The organism is Lentzea sp. NPDC058436 (assembly GCF_042721515.1).
In the GTDB taxonomy this organism is placed as follows: domain Bacteria; phylum Actinomycetota; class Actinomycetes; order Mycobacteriales; family Pseudonocardiaceae; genus Lentzea.
The window spans coordinates 536,361-556,090 of sequence record NZ_JBHXLF010000003.1 but is presented as its reverse complement, the minus strand read 5'-3'; the positions used below and the strand labels follow the sequence as shown (position 1 = coordinate 556,090).

At 69.1% G+C, this 19,730-nt stretch carries 19 protein-coding genes; 11 read left to right on the top strand and 8 right to left on the bottom strand.

All coding sequences use genetic code 11. The features are described 5' to 3' along the window. Positions 1–18: 18 nt before the first annotated feature. Positions 19–426: a VOC family protein gene (locus ACFWN2_RS16375; RefSeq protein ID WP_382428299.1), complete on the bottom strand. Its 408-nt coding sequence runs from the start codon at positions 424–426 to the stop codon at positions 19–21. Positions 427–494: 68 nt separating this feature from the next. After that, entirely contained in the window at positions 495–1,640 is a 1,146-nt protein-coding gene (locus ACFWN2_RS16370; RefSeq protein ID WP_382428298.1) for an acyl-CoA dehydrogenase family protein, read from the bottom strand. A 94-nt stretch (positions 1,641–1,734) separates the two neighbouring features. On the opposite strand from ACFWN2_RS16370, the gene ACFWN2_RS16365 reads away from it, so the two are divergent. Next, on the top strand, positions 1,735–2,394 hold the full coding sequence (locus ACFWN2_RS16365; RefSeq protein WP_382428297.1) for a winged helix-turn-helix transcriptional regulator: 660 nt from the start codon (positions 1,735–1,737) through the stop codon (positions 2,392–2,394). A gap of 108 nt (positions 2,395–2,502) precedes the next feature. Then, positions 2,503–2,946, top strand: coding sequence for a DoxX family membrane protein (locus ACFWN2_RS16360; RefSeq protein WP_382428296.1), 444 nt, complete (start codon positions 2,503–2,505; stop codon positions 2,944–2,946). A 69-nt stretch (positions 2,947–3,015) separates the two neighbouring features. Here the strand turns inward: ACFWN2_RS16360 and ACFWN2_RS16355 are convergent, their stop codons facing one another. After that, complete coding sequence (locus tag ACFWN2_RS16355) at positions 3,016–3,390, bottom strand: PH domain-containing protein (protein WP_382428295.1); 375 nt, start codon at positions 3,388–3,390, stop codon at positions 3,016–3,018. A 121-nt stretch (positions 3,391–3,511) separates the two neighbouring features. Between ACFWN2_RS16355 and ACFWN2_RS16350 the strand changes: the two genes are divergently transcribed. Continuing rightward, a complete protein-coding gene (locus ACFWN2_RS16350; protein WP_382428294.1) occupies positions 3,512–3,988 on the top strand; it encodes an SgcJ/EcaC family oxidoreductase in 477 nt (158 codons plus the stop codon). On the opposite strand, the gene ACFWN2_RS16345 is transcribed toward ACFWN2_RS16350, so the two are convergent. Together ACFWN2_RS16345 and ACFWN2_RS16340 are read right to left on the bottom strand one after the other, a co-directional pair. Continuing rightward, entirely contained in the window at positions 3,945–5,213 is a 1,269-nt protein-coding gene (locus ACFWN2_RS16345; protein ID WP_382428293.1) for an ATP-binding protein, read from the bottom strand. The genes ACFWN2_RS16350 and ACFWN2_RS16345 overlap by 44 nt on opposite strands. After that, a complete protein-coding gene (locus ACFWN2_RS16340; RefSeq protein ID WP_382428292.1) occupies positions 5,210–5,860 on the bottom strand; it encodes a response regulator transcription factor in 651 nt (216 codons plus the stop codon). The genes ACFWN2_RS16345 and ACFWN2_RS16340 overlap by 4 nt, the downstream gene beginning before the upstream one ends. A 164-nt stretch (positions 5,861–6,024) precedes the next feature. Here ACFWN2_RS16340 and ACFWN2_RS16335 point away from each other — a divergent pair, with 164 nt between their 5' ends. From ACFWN2_RS16335 to ACFWN2_RS16305, 7 genes are all read left to right on the top strand, one after another. Then, positions 6,025–7,047, top strand: coding sequence for a hypothetical protein (locus ACFWN2_RS16335; protein ID WP_382428291.1), 1,023 nt, complete (start codon positions 6,025–6,027; stop codon positions 7,045–7,047). A gap of 486 nt (positions 7,048–7,533) precedes the next feature. Further along, positions 7,534–8,511, top strand: coding sequence for an ABC transporter permease (locus ACFWN2_RS16330; RefSeq protein ID WP_382428290.1), 978 nt, complete (start codon positions 7,534–7,536; stop codon positions 8,509–8,511). 16 nt (positions 8,512–8,527) lie between these two features. Then, positions 8,528–9,505, top strand: coding sequence for an ABC transporter permease (locus ACFWN2_RS16325; protein ID WP_382428289.1), 978 nt, complete (start codon positions 8,528–8,530; stop codon positions 9,503–9,505). Next, the gene (locus ACFWN2_RS16320) at positions 9,505–11,628 is read left to right on the top strand and encodes a dipeptide ABC transporter ATP-binding protein (RefSeq protein ID WP_382428287.1); all 2,124 of its coding nucleotides are present in this window, start codon (positions 9,505–9,507) and stop codon (positions 11,626–11,628) included. The genes ACFWN2_RS16325 and ACFWN2_RS16320 overlap by 1 nt, the downstream gene beginning before the upstream one ends. Before the next feature lie 80 nt (positions 11,629–11,708). Then, entirely contained in the window at positions 11,709–13,406 is a 1,698-nt protein-coding gene (locus tag ACFWN2_RS16315; protein WP_382428285.1) for an ABC transporter substrate-binding protein, read from the top strand. 69 nt (positions 13,407–13,475) lie between these two features. After that, positions 13,476–14,354, top strand: a complete 879-nt coding sequence (locus ACFWN2_RS16310; protein ID WP_382428283.1) for a hypothetical protein — start codon at positions 13,476–13,478, stop codon at positions 14,352–14,354. Positions 14,355–14,396: 42 nt separating this feature from the next. Then, positions 14,397–16,829, top strand: coding sequence for a caspase family protein (locus ACFWN2_RS16305; protein ID WP_382428281.1), 2,433 nt, complete (start codon positions 14,397–14,399; stop codon positions 16,827–16,829). Here ACFWN2_RS16305 and ACFWN2_RS16300 read toward each other — a convergent pair. Both ACFWN2_RS16300 and ligD read right to left on the bottom strand, forming a co-directional pair. Next, positions 16,808–17,740 carry a DNA polymerase domain-containing protein gene (locus ACFWN2_RS16300; protein WP_382428279.1) on the bottom strand — a complete coding sequence of 311 codons (933 nt, stop codon included), beginning with the start codon at positions 17,738–17,740 and terminating at the stop codon, positions 16,808–16,810. The genes ACFWN2_RS16305 and ACFWN2_RS16300 overlap by 22 nt on opposite strands. After that, on the bottom strand, positions 17,730–18,674 hold the full coding sequence (ligD, locus tag ACFWN2_RS16295; protein WP_382428277.1) for a non-homologous end-joining DNA ligase: 945 nt from the start codon (positions 18,672–18,674) through the stop codon (positions 17,730–17,732). Before ligD ends, ACFWN2_RS16300 begins: the two co-directional genes overlap by 11 nt. A 50-nt stretch (positions 18,675–18,724) precedes the next feature. Between ligD and ACFWN2_RS16290 the strand changes: the two genes are divergently transcribed. After that, positions 18,725–19,366, top strand: coding sequence for a maleylpyruvate isomerase N-terminal domain-containing protein (locus ACFWN2_RS16290; protein ID WP_382428275.1), 642 nt, complete (start codon positions 18,725–18,727; stop codon positions 19,364–19,366). Here ACFWN2_RS16290 and ACFWN2_RS16285 read toward each other — a convergent pair. Beyond that, positions 19,363–19,725, bottom strand: a complete 363-nt coding sequence (locus ACFWN2_RS16285) for a DUF5997 family protein (protein WP_382428737.1) — start codon at positions 19,723–19,725, stop codon at positions 19,363–19,365. The two genes, ACFWN2_RS16290 and ACFWN2_RS16285, sit on opposite strands and share 4 nt — an antisense overlap. Positions 19,726–19,730 lie beyond the last annotated feature (5 nt).

Here is a 19,730-nt window from a genome sequence, read left to right as displayed (position 1 = left end):
AGCCCCGCCGGAGCGTGATCAGCCCAGACCGCCGAGGTTGACCATCCAGTTGACGCCGAACTTGTCGACGACGTCGCCGTACTCGTCGCCCCACATCTGCTTCTCGAGCGGCGTGCCGACCTTGCCGCCCTCGGCGAGGGCGTTGAAGTACTGGCGCAGCACCTCTTCGTCGCCCGACAGCGACACGGTGATGCTGGAGCCGGACCGGTACTCCATGCCGGGCGGCGTGTCGGAGGCCATGATCGTGTAGCCGGCGTCGGTCTCCAGCTGCGCGTGCATGATCTGGTCCGCCTGCGGGGTGTCCTGCATGCCGAACTCACCGAAGGTGTTCATCTTCAGCTCGCCGCCGAAGACCGACTGGTAGAACTCCATCGCCTCGCGGGCCTGGCCGTCGAAGCTGATGTACGGGTTGAGGCGAGTGGCCACCGGAATCGCTCCTTCTCCGAGGATGGATCCGCATACTCGCAAACCCTTGGCACACCTACAACTTGAACTTATTCCGTGACTCCGGGGTCACCCTGAGCGACCTTGCCCGCGTACATGAGTGTGGCTTCGGGTGTGAGCGGGTGGAACGTTCCAGCCCGCACGTCGCGGTAGGCGCGTTCCAGAGGTGAGCGCCTGAAGAACGACCGTCCACCCAGGACCTCCATCGCGAGGTCGACGACCTCGATCGCCTCCACGACGGCCTGCCGCTTGGCCAGCATCACCGTCGTCAGGGCCTCCGGGCCCGCCGTGTAGTCCGAGCCGAGCTCCTCGACCGATCCCATCAGCGACCACCACGCCGTGCGCAGCTTGTAGTCCATCAGCCCGATCTGCCGGGTGGCGTTCTTCGTGGTCGCACGGACGGCCACGTCCCGCGCGCCCGACGCGATGCCGAAGTACGTCGCCCCGCACACCGGCGCGAAGTGGACGACCGCGGCGAACAGGGGCGCGCCGAACTCGCCGTACGGCCGCCGGGCCGCGATCTTCTCGGCGGGGACGAACACGTCCTCCATCACCACGTCGTGGCTGGCCGTGCCGCGCATGCCGAGCGTGTCCCACGTTTCCTCGATGCGCACGCCGTCGGCGTTCAGCGGCGCGCTGAAGTGCAGCACCTCCTCACCGAGCACGGCGGACGTGGCCACGACGTTCGCGCGCGGCGACTGGCTGCAGAACGCCTTGCGCCCGTTGACCAGGAACCCGCCGTCCACCGGTGTCGCGGTCGTCGTCGGCCACAGCCAGTCCGACCCGCCGCTGGTGGCGATGACCAGGCCTTCCGCGGCCACGCGCCGCAGCACGCCCTCCGCGTCCGGCGCGCCCTTGCGTCTGCGGTACGCCTGCATGAGCGTCAGGTAGAGGTGCATCGTGACGGCCAGCGCGGTGGCGCCGTCGTGCCGCGCGAGCTCCGCCTGCGCGTAACAGACCTGGCGCATCGTGGCGCCGAGCCCGCCCAGTTCCTCGGGTACGGCCAACGCCAGGTAGCCCTCCTCGCGCATGGCCTCGTAGGCCTCGCTCACGAACGTGGCGTCGCGGTCGTGCTCGGACGCGTGGGCCGCGGCGATCGCCCCGATGCGTGCTGCCACGTCGGTGAACTTCGCGTCGTCCTCCCTCGTGACGGTCGGGAACGTGCCGGTCACGCGGGGTGTGTCGAGTGTTGTCATGAGACGAAAGTAAGAACGAGCAAGCCCCGCGGGTAGTTCTGAAAGTGAACCGGACGGCGGTAACGAACGCCTCGTCCGGGCGGAGACTTCCCCTGTGAGGACCTATGCGCAGTACTGCCCGATCGTCCGCGCCGTCGAGGTGCTGGGCGACCGGTGGACGTTGCTGATCGTGCGGGACATGCTCGTCGGTGCCTCGCGCTTCAACGAGCTCTCCCGCGGCCTGCCGGGGCTCTCCAGGGCTTTGCTGTCGCGGCGCCTGAGGCAACTGGGGAACGCCGGTCTGGTGCAGCGCACCGGTGACGGCTACACGCTCACGCCGGCAGGGGAGGCGTTGCGCCCGCTGGTGTTCAGCCTCGCCGACTGGGGCGCCCGGTACGCGTTCGGCGACCCGCGTGCCGAGGAGCTCGACCCCGAGGTGCTGATGTGGTGGATGCACGGCCGCATCGAGACGGGGACGCTGACCAGGCGCGCGAACATCGAGGTCCGGATCAACGACCGGCGCCGCACGTTCTGGCTCGTCGTCGAACCCGGTGACGCCTCGATCTGCTACACCGACCCCGGCCTGGAGGTCGACGCCGTGCTGGCGTCCGACATCGCCACGCTCTACCGGATGTGGGAGGGCGAGTTCGACCTGCTCGACGCGGTGCGCGCGGGCACGATCGAACTGACCGGTCAGCGCTGGGTGGTGCGCGGCCTGCCGGACTGGCTCAAGCTCAGCCCCGTCGCGGAGTACGTGCGAGCGGCACGCGTCTGACCAGCTTCTTCGCGGTTTCTCAAGATTTTCCGGGCGGTCGTGTCGATCCGGGGTGGTGCCCGTTCGACGCATCAGTGGAAGGACACGACAGCCCAGGAGGAACCTGACATGACCGCCACGATCACCGCCCCCGCCGCCACCCGCGTCGTCCGCAAGTCGGCCGCCGCCCGTCACGCCACGCTCGTGACCCGCGTGCTGACCGGCCTGATGTTCACCGTGACGGGCCTGAACGGGTGGCTGAACTTCATGCCGGCGCCGGATCCGAGCACGATGGCGCCCGCCGGGGTGGCGTTCACGCTGGCGCTGTCCGCGACCGGCTACATGCTGCACCTCGCGTCCGGTGTGCAGGTCGTCGCGGGCGTCCTGCTGCTCGCCGGCCGGTTCGTGCCGCTGGCACTGGCGCTGCTGGCCCCGATGGTGGTGAACATCTTCCTGTACCACGTGTTCCTGGAGAGCAGCGGTCTCGTGCTGGGGCTGCTGGTGGTCGCCGCCGAGATCGGTCTGGCGTGGGCGTACCGCGACAAGTTCCGCCCGATGCTGCAGGCACGCTAGACGCCGCAAGCGAAATCCCCCGCGGGCTCGGCGCCTGCGGGGGATTTTCCTTTGTGCGACAGAGGTTCCCTACCGGACGAACGAGGCCAGCAGGGCCTGCACCTCGTAGACGTCCACGCCCTTGCCGAACTGCTTGGAGATCGGCGCGTCGTGGCTGGAGACCCAGATCTTGAGTTCCGCGTCGAGGTCGAAGGTGCCGGCCGTCTCGACCGAGAACTGCGTGATCGCCTTGTACGGCACCGAGTGGTACTCGACCTTCTTGCCCGTCATGCCCTGCTTGTCGACCAGGATCAGCCTCCGGTCGGTGAACAGGAACGAGTCGCGCAGCAGCTGGTACGCCGCGTGGATCTGCTCGCCGTGCCCCAGGAGCCGCCCGAACTCCTTCGCGGCGTCCCGCGGGTCGAGCTTCGAAGCGTTCCCCATCATTCCGCTGAGAAGTCCCATACGTCCACGTTTACCAGGCTTTCCGAAAGCTTGTCCCGGTACTGGGCGTCTCCTGTCCGTGCGTTTCCTCTCGTATCTCGAAAGTGGATCTCACAGCCACTCGATCGGGGAGAACGACACGATGCGCAAGCACCTCACCGCGGCCGCCGGACTGGCGGGCGCCACCGCCCTGCTCGTCGGATGCTCCAGCGCTCCAGCGAGTACCGCTCCCGCCCCGACACCGGACCAGATCAAGGCGCTGTTCGCCGACTGGAACGCGTCCCTCGCGACGGGTGACGCCCAGAAGGTGGCCGACCGCTACGCACCGAACGCGGTCCTGCTGCCCACTGTGTCGAACCAGGTGCGCTCCACGCGCGCCGAGATCGTCGACTACTTCGAGCACTTCCTGCAGGGCAGGCCGAGCGGCAGCATCCTCGACTCGCACGTCGCCGTCCTCGACGCCGACGACGCCATCGACGCGGGCACCTACCGGTTCGCGCTCACCAAGGACGGCAGGCCGGCCACGGTCGACGCCCGCTACACGTTCGTCTACGAGAAGATCGACGGGCGGTGGCTCATCGTGAACCACCACTCGTCGGCGATGCCGGAGCCAGCCTGATCCGCACGCACAGCCCGCCGCTCGACGCCTCCTCCAGCGTCACGGTGCCGCCGTCGTCGGTGACGAGCTGCTTCACGATCGCGAGGCCGAGGCCCGACCCGCCCCGTCCGGTGAGGCCCTGACCGCGCCAGAACCGGTCGAACGCCCGCGCCCGATCGGCCTCCGGCAGGCCGGGACCGGCGTCGATGACCTCCACCAGGCCCGGCCGCGTGGTGCGGACGAGGACCGCGGCGCCGTCCGGGGACACCTCCAGCGCGTTGGACAGCACGTTGTCCAGCACCTGTTCGAGGTGTCCCGGCGTCGCGAGGACGCGGATGTCGAACCCTTCGCTCACCAGCGAGACCGAGCGCTCGTCGGCGGCGGCGCGCCACGCGGTGAACCGTTCCGCGACGACGTCGAGCACCTGCACCGGTTCGGGGTGGGCCACGTCGGCCTCGGCGCGGGCCAGCGCGAGCAACCCGTTGACCAGCCTGGACATCCGCACGACCTCGGCCGTCGCCATCTCGACGTCCTCGCGGACCAGCGGGTCGTCGACGCCGTCGGCCACGTTGTCGAGGCTCAGCCGCAGCGCGGTCAGCGGCGTGCGCAGCTGGTGCGACGCGTCGCCGATGAACGCGCGCTGCGAGCCGACCAGCGTGCCGATGGTCTCGGTGGCGGTGTTGAGGGTGCGGGCGAGCGTGCGGGTCTCCGGCGGCCCGGTCTCCTCGGCGCGCGCGGTCAGGTCGCCGTCGCGCAGCCGGCCCGCCATCGCGTTCAACGCGCGCAACGGACGGGTGAGCCTGCGCGCGAGCCACAGCCCGAGGAACGCCGCCACGATCAGCACGCCCACGGCGAGCGCGGCGCGGAAACCCCAGATCTGCCAGAGCCTCTGGGTGATCTGACCGTCCGGATAGGACAGCCGGATCGCGCCGACGACCGTGCCGTCCGGTGCTTTTGCCGGCACCGTGAGCTTCAGTCCCTCGGAGTCCCAGACCTTCGACTCGGCCTGGGCCCTGAGGACGTCGATCTGGCCGGGCGTCTGGCGTTCGTAGGCGTCGACCAGCGCGTTCAACGACCGCGTGTCACCGGAAGCGAGCAGCAACGCGGCGGTGTCGGCCTCCCGGCGAGCGGTGTTCTCGGCGTCGCCGTAGAGCTGCTGGTTGAGCGTGAACGCCACCGGCACAGTGAACGCCGCGATGGCCACCGCGACCAGCAGCACGTAGCTCCAGACGAGCCGGCGGATCACGGGAGCACCAGCCGGAATCCCACTCCCCGCACGGTCTCCAGCGACGCCGCGTCACCGAGCTTGCGGCGCAGCACCCCGACGTGCACGTCGAGCGTCTTGGTGGGCCCGAACCAGTTCTCGTCCCACACCGCCTCCATGATCTGCTCGCGGGTGAACACCGCCCCGGGATCCTCGGCGAGGAACGCCAGCAGGTCGAACTCCTTCGGCGTCAGCTCCACCTCACCGCCGTCAAGGTGCACCCGCCGCCCGCGCCGGTCGATGCGAACCCGCCCGTGCGCCTCCGGCTCACGCTGAGCGGGCTGCACCCGCCGAAGCACCGCACGCACCCGCGCGACGACCTCCCGCACCCCGAACGGCTTGGTCACGTAGTCGTCCGCGCCGATCTCCAGCCCCACCACCCGGTCCACCTCGTCGGACCGAGCGCTGATGACGATGATCGGCACGTCCCCGCGCGCCCGCAGCTCACGGCAGACGTCGAGCCCGTCCACGTCGGGCAGCCCGAGATCCACGAGCGCCAGCGCGAAGTCCTCCGCCGCCAGCGCCTCCGCACCGGTGCGCACCCACCGGACCTCGAACCCGTAGCGGGACAGGCCTCTCGTGAGCGATTCCGCGATCGGCTCGTCGTCCTCCACCAGCAGCACCCGCATGGGCGCCGATCATTCCAGTGATCGGGGGAGGGCGTTGCGGAGCCGGATGCCGCCGCGGCACGGGTTCGGTCGCGGGGGACGCCGGCGGTCAGCTGTTCGACGGGTCTTCCGAGAAGTGCATGACCTGATCGGGTTCGGGACGCATGTGGTCGATACTGGCCCCCATGCGGAGGCTGACGCTCGCGGTTCTGCTGCTCCTCACCGGCTGCTCCTCAGGCGGTGCGGACAACTCGGCCCGCTTCACCGCGGTCGACCTCACGGCCACGCCGGAGGCGTTGGCGACGCACGGCGAGATGCTGGTCATCGGCACGCGGCCGTCCGATCACCCGGAACTCGTGACACGCGCGAAGGACGGCACGATCGCCAACTCCCGCCTGACCCCGGCGACCCCGTACGGCAAGGAAGCGCACTGGTACGGCATCACCTCCGACGGCACCACGATCACCGGTGTCGGCGGCGAACGGGGTGGCGCGCACGGCAACGTCCGGTGGAGCGCCTGGACCGGTGACACCCGTGCGATCAACGAGAAGCCGCAGGCCTTCAGCACGTTCGGCGGTTACGGCGCGGGTGAGTTGATCGGGCCGGTGCGCACCAAACAGGGTCCGTTGATCATCGGCACCTGGCAGAGCGACAAGGCGGGGCTGGACATCGCCGCCTGGACCTACACCGCCGACACCTGGACCCGGCAGCCCTCCGCCGGCACGGTGCTGGAGAGCTCGCAGGAGCTGCTGCGCTTCCCGCTCGCGGTGACGCCGGACGGCGACGGTGCTCTCGTCGTCGGGTGGCAGATCGCGAAAGGCGTGGTGAGCGCCGCGGTCTGGCGGTTCGACGGCACCGCCTGGACCACCGCGACCCTGCCGGACGGCGACGCCGCGCTGGCCGCCCGCTGCTGGGGCGGCACCTGCCACGTCGTGGGGCGGAGCAAGGGCAAGCTCGCCTGGTGGAGCGGCCCTGACTGGAAGAAGCTGACCACGCCGGACGTACCGGTCAGCGACGACCAGACGCTCGCGGCACCGGTGGACGTCAACGGCACGCCGACGTTGTTCGTCGATCATGGCGGCGTGAAGCTCGTGTCCGAAAAGGACGAACGCGCGGCGGACGGGCCGTCCGGAACGGTCACCGCGGTGGAGAAGGCCGGGGGTGAGGTCTTCGTGATCGCCGGGAGCCGGTTGTGGCGCCTTTCTTAGGGTCGCCTAAGCCATCTGGAGGTGTCGGTTGTGACGCGGTTCACGCCGTTCGGACCAGCGGTCAGTGCGCTGCTCGGACGTCTGACCTGCTCCGCATCGGTGCAGTGACTGTGCACGTCTGAAGCACTTCGCAGCGTGATGACCGATTCCGATCACATTGCGCTGCTTGTCTCACGTCTTCTGGTCAATGCATTCACCCAGATGCGTCACATCCATCCGTGGTGAGACAGAACTTCACGGTGAATACAGCGATACGGCCGCACAATGGTCACGCTTGAGCACACAATTCACGAGCGTCAACTGTTGATGTGGCTGTTCCGCCGTCCTTTCGTTCACGCATGGGTGACTATGGCCCGGTCAGTGGGCCTCCACCGCATTGGTGGGGGCGGGCAGCGGTCCGCCGGATCGGCGGTTAACCTCTTGCAACTCGTCCACTGCAATCCAGTGAGCCGAAGTCGCAACCACCGGGGAGAGGACTGAACACGGGTGGCCGGATTTCTGTTGCGGCGGTTGGTCAACTACGTGGTGCTCGCCCTCGTGGCGACGTTCCTCGCGTTCACGTTGGCCTCCGCCACCTTTGACCCGATCGGGGTGTTGCAACAACGCAACCCACCGCCTCCAGCGGCATCGATCGAGGCGAAGAAACGAGACCTGCACCTCGACCAGCCGATCCCGCAGCGGTTCGTCACGTGGATGGGGGGAGTGGTCCAGGGCGACTTCGGTCGCACGATCACCGACCGCCCGATCACGGACGAACTCGGCAGGCGCATCGGCGTGAGCTTGAGGCTGTTCCTGATCGGCATCACCATCGGCATCCTGTTCGGCGTGCTGCTCGGAGTGGTGAGCGCGATCAGGCAGTACAAGTTCAGCGACTACTTCGCGACTTTGTTCAGCTTCGTGTTGCTGTCCACACCCGTGTTCGTGCTGGGCACACTGCTCAAGATGGGAGCGCAGGGGATCAACGACTCGATCGGCACCAACGTGCTGATCTTCGTCGGTGAGACCACACCCGGCTTCCAGGGCAACTGGTTCGAGCACCTCGGCGACCGGCTGCAGCACCTCATCGTGCCGACGCTCGCGATCGCGCTCGGCCAGATCGCCTACTACAGCCGCTACCAGCGCTCGTCGATGCTCGACGTGCTCGGCAGCGACTTCCTGCGCACCGCCCAGGCCAAGGGGCTGACGCGCCGCAAGGCGTTGTTCAAGCACGGCCTGCGCACCGCGCTCATCCCGATGGCGACCCTGTTCGCGTTCGGTTTCGGCCTGCTCGTCGTCGGTGGCACGTTCACCGAGCGGATCTTCGGCTGGTTCGGCATGGGTGACTGGCTCGTCACCGGCATCTCGGCGCAGGACACGAACATCACCGCCACGGTGACGCTCTTCGTCGCGGTGTGCGTGCTGTTCTCCGGCTGGCTCGCCGACGTGCTGTACGCCGCGCTCGACCCCCGAATCCGCGTGAACTAGGCAAGGTGACGACGACGTGACCGTGATCCTCAACGAGGGCGACTCCGCGGGAACCACCGGCGCCGCCTCCGGCAGCCCCGTCGACGCGGCGCCCGAACCGGGCAAGGCGATGACGCGCGGCAGGCTCGTGCTGATCCGCTTCATGCGCAACAAGCTCGCGCTGGTCGGCCTGCTGCTGATCGTCGGGATGTACCTGATGGCGTTCGTCGGCCCGCTTCTGTCGAAGTGGACCTACGACACCCAGGACTACTCGGCGTTCCTCGAACCGCCCTACTCCGAGCACATCTTCGGCACCGACAAGATCGGTACCGACATGTTCGCGCTCACCATGCGCGGACTGCAGAAGTCGCTGATCATCGGCCTGCTCGTGGCGCTGATCTCGACCACCGTGGCCGCGATCGTCGGCGCGGCGGCCGGCTACTTCCTCGGTGTCGCCGACAAGGCGCTCATGTGGGTCGTCGACCTGCTGCTGGTGCTGCCGTCGTTCCTGATCATCGCGATCCTGAGCCCCTGGTTCCGCGGCAAGTCGTGGTTCCTGCTGGTGCTGATGCTCGCGGCGTTCCAATGGATGATCACCGCCCGCATCGTGCGCGGCATGACGCTGACGCTGAAGGAACGCGAGTTCGTGAAGGCGGCCAAGTTCATGGGCCAGCCGGCGCGCAAGATCATCGCCAAGCACATCGTGCCGAACATGGCGTCGCTGCTCATCATCGACGCGACCATCAACGTCGGCTCCGCCGTGCTCGCCGAGACGGGCCTGAGCTACTTCGGGTTCGGCGTGCAGTCGCCCGACGTCTCGCTCGGCACCCTGATCGGACTCAACGCCGAGTCCGCGACGACCTTCCCCTGGCTGTTCCTGTTCCCGGCGGGCTTCCTCGTCGTGTTCGTGCTGGCGGTGAACTGGGTCGGCGACGGGCTTCGCGACGCGCTCGACCCCACCTCCACGCGCGTGCGCCGCAAGGAGAAGAAGGACACCAAGGAGAAGGCCGCCTGATGACCACCTCGGAGATCCAGTTCGACGCACCGGCGGACCCGGTCGCGGACGGCCCGGTCCTGCAGGTCGACGACCTCCACGTGTCCTTCCCCAGCGAGGCGGGCCGCGTGCGGGCCGTGCGCGGCCTGAGCTACCACGTCTCGCCCGGCGAGGTCCTCGGCATCGTCGGCGAGTCCGGTTCCGGCAAGTCCGTGTCGTCGCTCGCCGTCATGGGCCTGCTGCCGAACTCGGCGCGCATCACCGGTTCCATCAAGTTCCAGGGCCGTGAGCTGATCGGCCAGAGCGACACCGAGCTGTCGCGGATCCGCGGCCGCCGCATCTCGATGGTGTTCCAGGACCCGCTGTCCGCGCTGACGCCGGTCTACACCGTCGGCGACCAGATCGCCGAGGCGATCCTGGTGCACCGCAAGGTGTCCAAGTCGGCGGCGGCGAAGCGCGCGGTCGAGCTGCTCGACCTCGTCGGCATCCCGAACGCCGCCGAGCGCGCCAAGGCGTTCCCGCACGAGTTCTCCGGCGGCATGCGGCAGCGCGCGGTGATCGCGATGGCGATCGCCAACGACCCCGACCTGATCATCGCCGACGAGCCGACCACCGCGCTCGACGTGACGGTGCAGGCGCAGGTGCTGCAGCTGCTCGAGACCGCGCAGGAGGTCACCGGCGCGGGCATCGTGATCATCACCCACGACCTCGGCGTCGTCGCCGGGTTCGCGGACCGCCTGATGGTCATGTACGCGGGCCGTGCCGTCGAAAAGGGCAAGGTCGACGACATCTACCAGCAGCCGCGCATGCCGTACACGCTCGGCCTGCTCGGCTCGATCCCGCGCCTCGACGTCAGCGAGAAGCAGGCGCTGGTGCCGATCAAGGGCCAGCCGCCGTCGCTCACGGACCTGCCGGACGGCTGCCCGTTCGCGCCGCGCTGCCCGATGGTCGTCGACGCCTGCCACACCGCCGAACCGCCGCTGGTGGACGTCGACGGCTCGATGGAGCACGCCGCCGCGTGCATCCGCACCAACGAGATCGCCGCGACCGACGCCGAGGGCGCCGAGGCCGCCGTCGAGATCTTCGGTGCCGAGGTGGCCGACGAGCCCGAGGTCGCGAAGATCCCGCGCGAGCAGCGAGACGTCGTGCTGGGCCTGGACAACCTCGTCAAGGAGTACCCGGTCAACAAGGGCGTGGTGTTCAAGCGCCGCGTCGGCACCGTGCACGCGGTCGCGGGCATCTCGTTCGACGTCCGCGAGGGCGAGACCCTGGGCCTCGTCGGCGAGTCGGGCTGCGGCAAGACCACGACGCTGATGGAGATCCTCAACCTCCAGAAGCCCATGGGCGGCGAGATCTCCGTGCTCGGCACGAAGTCGTCCGAAGTGGACGCCAAGCGCCGCTTCGCGATCCGCCGCGACATGTCCGTGGTCTTCCAGGACCCGATGGCGTCGCTCGACCCGCGCCTCACGATCCACGACTGCATCGCCGAGCCGATGCAGGTCCACGGCTACGCCAAGGACGAGATCAACCGGCGCGTGCCGGAGCTGATGCGTCTCGTCGGCCTGCGTCCCGAGCAGCTGTCGCGCTACCCCGGTGAGTTCTCCGGCGGTCAGCGCCAGCGCATCGGCATCGCGCGGGCGCTCGCGCTCGAACCCAAGCTCGTCGTGCTCGACGAGCCGGTGTCGGCGCTGGACGTCTCCATCCAGGCGGGTGTCATCAACCTGCTGGAGGAGCTCAAGTCCAAGTTGGGCCTGGCCTACCTGTTCGTGGCGCACGACCTCTCGGTGGTGCGCCACATCGCGGACAGGGTGGCCGTCATGTACCTCGGGAAGATCATCGAGATCGGTGAGGTGGACTCGGTGTTCGAACAGCCGCGCCACCCGTACACGCAGGCGTTGCTGTCGGCGATCCCGATTCCCGACCCGGTGAAGGAGCGCCAGCGGGAGAGGATCATCCTCACCGGCGACCTGCCGAGCCCGGCGAACCCGCCGTCCGGCTGCCGGTTCCGCACCCGCTGCTTCCTGCACGCGCAGCTGCCGCCCGAGAAGCAGCGCACGTGCATCGAGGTGGAACCACCGCGCGAGGTCCAGGCCGCCGACCACGAGGCCGCCTGCCACTTCGCCCAAGTCCGTCAGGTCCTCTGATGCATCCGTCGCCTCAGCAGACCTACGAAGGAACAGTGTCCCCGGCAACTGGTGTCCGGGCACGAGGGAGGTTCACGACAGTGAGTCGACGTACCACGGTGGGAGTGTCCGCGCTGGCCGCGGTCGTCCTCACGCTCACGGCGTGTGGGGGGCCCAGCAACAACAACTCCAACTCCGGGCTCAAGGGCGCGGACAACACGATCGGCCAGGCGGACATCAACCCGCAGGACGCCGCCAAGGTCAAGGCGGGCGGCGAGTTCCGCTGGCCGGTCGACCAGTTGCCGGACAACTGGAACTACAACCAGCTCGACGGTACCAACGCCGACGGCCGGCGCATGATCGACACGGTCATGCCCAACCTGTTCAAGCAGCAGCCCGACTCGAAGATCGTCGTCAACAAGGACGTCCTCGACGACGCGAAGCTGGCTTCCTCCGACCCGCAGGTCGTCGAGTACAAGATCAGCTCGAAGGCCAAGTGGTCTGACGGTTCCGCGCTGTCCTGGCAGGACTTCGAGGCCATGTGGAAGTCCCTCAACGGGACCGACAAGGCCTTCGAGGTCGCCGGCACCACCGGCTACGAGGACATCGAGAAGGTCGAGAAGGGCGCGACCGACCAGGACGTCAAGGTGACGTTCAAGAAGAAGTTCGCCGAGTGGCAGGGTGGCCTGTTCTCGCCGCTCTACCCGAAGGCCATGTCCTCCTCCGCCGAGGAGTTCAACAAGGGCTGGGCCGACACCCCGAAGATCACCGCCGGTCCGTTCAAGATCGGCACGATCGACCGCACCGCGAAGCTCGTGACGGTCGTGCAGGACCCGGCGTGGTGGGGCGAGAAGCCCAAGCTCGAGAAGATCACGTTCCGCCAGGTCGACCGCCCCGCGCTCGCGGACGCGCTCGCCAACGGCCAGATCGACTTCTTCGACATCGGCTCCAGCATCGACAACTTCACGCGTGCCAAGTCGATGCAGGGTGTGACGATCCGCCAGGCGATCACGCCGGACTACTCGCACATCACGTTCAACGGCGCCGAGTCGTCGATCCTGAACGACCCGAAGCTCCGCGTCGCCCTGATGCGCGGCATCGACACCAAGACCATCACCAAGGCGCTGCTCGGCCAGATGATCAAGGGCGACGCGCAGGTCACCGGTAACCACTTCTTCCTGCTGGGTTCCGCGGGCTACAAGGACAACTCCGCCGTCGCCTCGTTCGACAAGGAAGCCGCGAAGAAGCAGCTCGACGAGCTGGGCTGGAAGCTCGAGGGTGAGACCCGCAAGAAGGACGGCAAGGAGCTCGTCGTCCGCTACATCATCCCGACGCCGAACCCCACGTCCGACCAGATCGCGAAGCTCGTGCAGTCGCAGCTGAAGGAGGTCGGCGCCAAGATCGACATCCAGGCCGTGCCGTCGACCGACTTCTTCAAGCAGTTCGTGAACGTCGGCAACTTCGACATGACCGGCTTCCGCTGGCTGGCCTCGGCCACGCCGATCTCGGACAGCAAGGGCATCTACACGCTCGACCCGGCCAGCACCAACCAGAACTACGGCCGGATCGGCTCCGAAGAGGTCAACAAGCTGCTGGAGCAGGCCAACGGTGAGCTGGACGAGGCCAAGCGCCTCGAGCTGGCCAACGAGGCCGACAAGAAGATCTGGGAGCTGGGCCACCAGATCCCGCTGTACCAGCTGCCCGGCGCGGTCGCGGTGAAGAGCAACGTCGCCAACTTCGGCGCCGTCGCGTACGCGAACCGTCCGTACGACTACATCCACATGGGCTTCACCGAGTGATGTAGTTAGGCTCGTGAACGGCCCGGCGGGTCTCTCCGCCGGGCCGTTTCTTTCTGTTTGGAGCTTGGTGTGCTGCGTTCCCGGGTTCGTGCGTTGCGCCATGGTCTGTTCGCCACGGCGGTCGTGCTGGTCGTGTGCTTCGTGGTGGCGTTGTTCTCGTGGCTGTCCTATTCGGACGACCGCGCGGCGCTGGCGTCGATGACGGCTCGTGCTACGGGCGATGTCGTGTCCTTTTCGGACGGTGCGGTGGACGTGCGCTGGCCGACGGGGAACGCGCGTGTCGCGTACGAGAACGGCGACCGGATCGTGGGGAAGCAGACGCAGATCGCGTTCGACCCCGCCGACCCGTCGCGTGCCGTGATCCCGGGTTCGGATCTGTTCCTGGAGACCGACCGGGCGCTCGGCGGCGTGACGTTCTCCGTCGCGGTGGCGTTGCTGGTGGTCCTCGCCGGTGCGGTGCGGCTGCTGCTGGCGGTGCGATCGGCGCGTGCTTCCGCGGTCACGGTGTCGGTGCGGCGGATCCGGTTGCAGTCCGGGCTGATGGTGCGGTCGTGGCTGGAGATCGACGGGCCGGTCGAGCGGTGGCTGCCCGTGTACTACGACCCCGTGCTCGTGACGCTGCCGTCGCCCGTGGACGTCGAGCTGCGCGGGGGACGGGTCGCCGTGATCGACGGCGTGACCGTCTACCCGTCCGGTAGCCCGGTGCTGAAGCACCCGCGCGGCCGCCGTCTCGACAACCCCGCGCAGCCCGACCCGGAGACGCGCGCCCCCCGTGGGCTCGGTGCCCAGATCAGGGTCGACGCGGTGTTCCTGGTGCCGGCGCCGATCGTCGGCCTGTTCTGGGCGTACCTCGACGGCAGCGGTTTCACCGGCTGGATCACGGCCACCGTGGTCGCCGCGGTGCTCGGCCTGTGGTGGGGCGCGTTCCGCGGGTCAGACCCCTCGTAATGTTTCCGCGCGGTGAGCGACCTCTTTCCACAGGAGGCCGCTATGACCGACGTCACACTGCGCGTACACGAGGACGGGGCCGACGACGAGCGCATCGAGCAGCTCACCGCCTTTCTGGGCACTGAGCTGCGGGAACTCGTCGCGGTCGCCACTGCTCCCGGCGAGGCTCCCGCCGGCGCCAAAGCCCTCGACGTGGCCGAGCTCGGCACGATCCTGACCACGATCTCGTCGTCCACGGTCCTCGCCGCCGTGATCAACGCCGTGTCGACGTGGCTGGGCCAGCGCCGCGACCGGTCCGTGACGGTCGAGGCCGACGGCGAGCCGCTCGAACTCACCGGCGCCCCCACGAAGTCCGAACTGGCGCAACGCTCCGCGTGGCTGGGCCGCCACCTGCACCGCTACGCCCTGATCATCGCGAGCCACGAGTTCGCCGACCCCGGCCTGTCGTCGTTGCGCGCCCCGGCCCACGACGCCGCCCGCCTGGGCGAGGTGCTGGCGGACCCGCGCATCGGCGCCTTCCACGTGCGGACCCTGATCAACACCCCGGCCGCCGAGGTGAACGAGGCCGTCGAGGACTTCTTCGCCGACCGAGAGCCCGACGACCTCCTGGTCCTCCACTTCTCCGGCCACGGCGTCAAGGACGAGGCGGGCGAGCTCCACTTCGCCACCTCCAGCACCAAACTCGCGCGCCTGGCGGGCACCGCCGTGTCCGCGGACTTCGTGGCCCGCCGCATGAACCGCTCCCGCTCCCGCCGCATCGTGCTGCTGCTCGACTGCTGCTACTCCGGAGCGTTCGGCCGGGGAATGGTGGCCCGCGCGGGCGGCGCCGTGGACCTGGAGGAACAGTTCGGCGGAAGCGGCCGTGCCGTCATCACCGCCTCGTCGGCCATGGAGTACGCCTTCGAGGGCGCGCTGGTCGCCGACACCTCGGAGAGCGAACCGTCCGTTTTCACCTCGGCGCTCGTCGAGGGGCTGGAGTCGGGGGACGCCGACCGCGACCAGGACGGCCACGTTGGGCTCGACGAGCTGTACGAGTACGTCTATGACCGCGTCCGGCGTGTGACCCCGCACCAGACTTCCGGCAAGTGGATGCTCGACGTGCGCGGCGACCTGCGTATCGCCCGCCGGGCCCGTCCCGTGTCGGTGCCGTCCGCTCTGCCGGCGGAGTTGCAGGAGGCCATCGACCACTCGTTGCCCGGGGTGCGGGCGGGGGCGATCCCCGAGTTGCGGCGGATGCTGTCGGTGGCGCACGAGGGGAGGGTGCTGGCGGCCCGGCTGGCCCTGCGGCGGCTGGTGGAGGACGACAGCCGGATGGTGGCGGCCGCGGCCGCCAAGGCGCTGGGGGAGCAGCCGAAGACGGCCACGGCGCCCGCACCGCCGGAGGAGACGCCGAAGCCCACCACCGTGCCGGCTCCGACGTCGAAGCTGCGGATCGAGACCGGCGCCCGAAAACTGTCGGTGCCGCCTGAGACGATTGGAAGAGGGGGCGAATCCCCCCAGGGGGCCGGCGAATCGGTATCGATTCCGACGCCGTCGGCCGCGAAGCTCGCGGCGCCCAAGCCTGAGGCACCGAAGCCCTTGGTGGCGAAACCAGCGGCGCCCAAGCCCCTGGTGGCGAAACCAGCGCAGCTACCGACCGACCCAGGCAGCCCGCCCTCCGCGGCGCAGCCACCGGCGGCCTCCCTGGCGCAGATCGCCACCACGCTGCCCCGCCTCGCCGCGGGCCTCGCCCTCACCCTCCTCGTCATAGCCCTGATGACCATCCCCGGCAGCAACCTCAGGGTCCTCGGCGAGACCAGCCTGACCACCTTCGTGTTCGTCGCCGTCTGGCCCTGGGCACTGGCGACAGCTCTGTTCACGATCACCTGCCGAGACCACCCGTGGGCCCCAGGCGCCGCACTGGGCCTCCTCGCCGGCACGACAGGCCTGCTCAGCGGAGGCGAGACCTACAGCTGGGTCCCGTACGCCCTGGCCGCCACCGCGCTGGCCGTCGCCACCACCACAACCCCGTGGTGGCTCGCGCTGACCGGCGGCGCACTGGGTGCCGCGGGCCTCTACGTGGTCGCGGCCAAGGCCAACGACCTGACCCCGATCGGCGACGACGGCGAGGAGATGACCCTGTTCGCCACGGCGGCGGCCATCACCCTCGTGGCCGCGTACCGCCTCTGGCGCGACAAGCACTGGCCGGCAGCGATCGCCCCGGCCCTCCTCCTGCTGGACGTGGTCCTGACCCTGACCGCGGAGGTTCCGCCGTTCGTCACCCACGCGAGCCTGGCCGGTCTCATCGTCGTCCCGCTGATCGCGACGCTCACCACCGGCACGGCCGCGTTCGCCGCTTACACGGCGGTCGCGGCCGGGCTGCTGTTCAGAGCGAGCGACTACGTGTCGGGCAACGAGCCGACGTTCACCGGGGTCGCCCACGTGACGTTGCCGCTGGCGGCGGCGCTGGTCGCCTACTTCTCGCGTTCGCGCTGAGCCTTGCGGCGCTTGCCCTCGTGCATCGCGGCCACGCGGGCGACGGGGATGGTGTGGCCCTCGGCGATGAGGTCGTCGGGCAGGCGTTGCGGTGCTGGCATGAGCGAGGTCCACGGGTCGCCGTCGAACCTCGTCCTGATGGTGAAGTCCGCGGGCGTGACGTCCGGCAGCGACTCCCACGGGACGGGGAACGAGATCGGCAGGCCCTCGCGCAGGCGGGGGCTGTAGGCGGCGACGACCGTGGCGCCCCAGGCGCGCGTCGAGTCGAGGAAGACCTTGCCCTCGCGTTCGTCCTTGATGTACGCGGTGGTGGCCAGCGTCGGATCGAGCTTCTCCGCGCGTGCGGCCACCGCTCGGGTCGCCGCTGCCACGTCGTCGGGGGAGTGCGGCTCCAGCGGCACGAAGATGTGCACGCCCTTGGCACCGCTCGTCTTCACGAGGCCCTCCAGGCCCGCGTCGGCCAGCGCCTGCCTGATCAGCAACGCCGAGCCGACCACGACGTCGAAACCGGAACCCTCCGGCGGGTCGACGTCGAGCACCATGTGGGTCTGCACGTGGTCCTCGCCGAAGTGGTCGCCCAGGTAGAGCGGCACGTGGTACTCGACCGCGCGCTGGTTCGCGAACCACATCAGCGTCTGCTCGTCGTCGCAGACCGCGTACTTGATCCTGCGGTGCGACGCCTCCGCCCACACCTCGACCGTGCGGACGTACGACGGCGTGTACTTCGGGACGTTCTTCTGCATGAACGGGTCCTGGCCGCGCAGGATCCGCCACACCGACAGCTGCCGGCCCGCGAGCACCGGCACGAACCTGTCCGCCACGAACTCCAGGTACTCCACCAGGTCGCCCTTCAGGGCGCCGCCGAACAGCGGCTGGTCGAGCGACGAGAACTTGATCTGGCTACTGCTCATCGGGCACCTCGAGTTCGTCGCGGGCGGCCCACTCCAGCAGCGGTTCGATCGACCACACCGCGTCGTCGATCCCGGCGTGCAGGTCGCCCAGTTCGGCGTAGCGCTTCGGCACGGTGGCGATGGTGAACTCCCGCGGGTCGACGTCGGGGATCTCGTCCCAGCGGATCGGCGTCGACACCGTCGCCTCGGGGTAGCCGCGCACCGAGTAGGCGCTGGCGATCGTGTGGTCGCGCGCGTTCTGGTTGTAGTCCACGAAGACGAGCGACGGGTCGCGGTCCTTGCGCCACCACGTGGTCTCGACGTCGTCGGGCGCGCGGCGTTCGACCTCGCGCGCGAACGCCAGCGCTGCCTTGCGCACGTCGGCGAAACCGTGGTCCGGCCTGATCCGCACGTAGATGTGCAGTCCTTTCGAACCGGACGTCTTCGGGAACCCCGTCGCGCCCAGTTCCGCCAGCACCTCCTGCGCCACCAGCGCGACCCGGCGCACCCGGTCGAACGAGCACGTCGGTCCCGGGTCGAGGTCGATGCGCCACTCGTCGGGCTTCTCCGTGTCGGAGGCGCGCGAGTTCCACGGGTGGAACTCCACAGTGGACATCTGCACCGCCCAGATCACGTCGGCGGGGTGCGTGACGCACAGTTCGTCCGCGTGGCGGTTGTAGCGCGGGAAGTGCACCCGCACCGTCCTCACCCACGGCGGCGCGCCGTTCGGAAGCCGTTTCTGGTGCACCTTCTCGCCCGTGACGCCTTCGGGGAACCGGTGCAGCATGCACGGTCGTTCCCGCAACGCGCGGACGATCCCGTCGGCGACGGACAGGTAGTAGTGCGCGAGGTCCAGCTTCGTCTCGCCGCGCGCGGGGAAGTAGACGCGGTCGGGGTTGGAGATCCGCACGACGCGGTCCTCCACCTCGAGCTCCACAGCCGGGGACTTGCCCATGCCCACCAACCTAACCGTTCGACGGCCCTCGATCGTTGTAGTTTGCGGTGGTGGACCTGTTCTCGCTCGCGCTGGGGGCGCTTCTCAAGGCGGTCGGCGAGCTCACCGACGACGACCTCACCCGTCCGTCCGGGTGTGAGGGCTGGCTGGTGCGGGACCTGGTGTGCCACTTCGTGATCGACGCGCAGGACGTGCTGATCACGCTGGTGACGCCCACCGCCGGCCCCGTCACGCACGACGCGGTGACGTACTGGAAGGTCGCGCACGAACCCGCCGACGACCCGCTGGCCGCGCTCACGGTCAGGCTCGCCGCCGCCTACGGGGAGCCGTGGATGCTGAAGCACCACGTCGACGACGTGGGCCGGGCGGCGTTGCGCGCGGCGGGGATGGCCGACCCGAGCCTCAAGGTGACCACCCAGGACATGGTGCTGTGCACGTCCGGGTACCTGGGCGCGTACGTCTGGGAGTGGACGCTGCACCACCTGGACCTGGTGGCGAACCTGCCGCACCTGGCGGGACCGCTCGCACAGGCGCTGGCGAGGTGCCGGGAGATGTTCGAGCAGATCGCCGGGCCGTTCCCCGCCGGGTGGTCCGACGTGGACGTGCTGCTCGTGGGAACAGGACGGCGCGCCCCGACCGAGCCGGAGCGCGCCGCGCTGGGCGGGACCTGGATCCCGTTCGTGCTCGGTTAGTTCTCCTGCTCCTCGAGCTGGGCCTTCTCGGCCAGTCGCACCTCTTCGGCCTTGAACTCCTTGTAGGTGGCGCGTTCGCGCACCAGCCAGTCGGGGTTCTCCTCCTTGAGGGCGTTGATCTGCTCGGTGGTGAGCGCCTCGGTGATGCCGGCGCGCACCAGGCCCGACGACGAGATGCCGAGCTTCTGCGCGATGAGCTGCTTGGGGTGCGGGCCGTTGCGGCGCAGGTCCGCCAGCCACTGCGGCGGGTTGGCCTGCAGCTCGTTCAGCTCGTCGCGCGACACGACGCCGGCCTGGAACTCCTCGGGCGTCGCCTCGAGGTACACGCCGAGCTTCTTGGCGGCGGTGGCGGGCTTCATGGTCT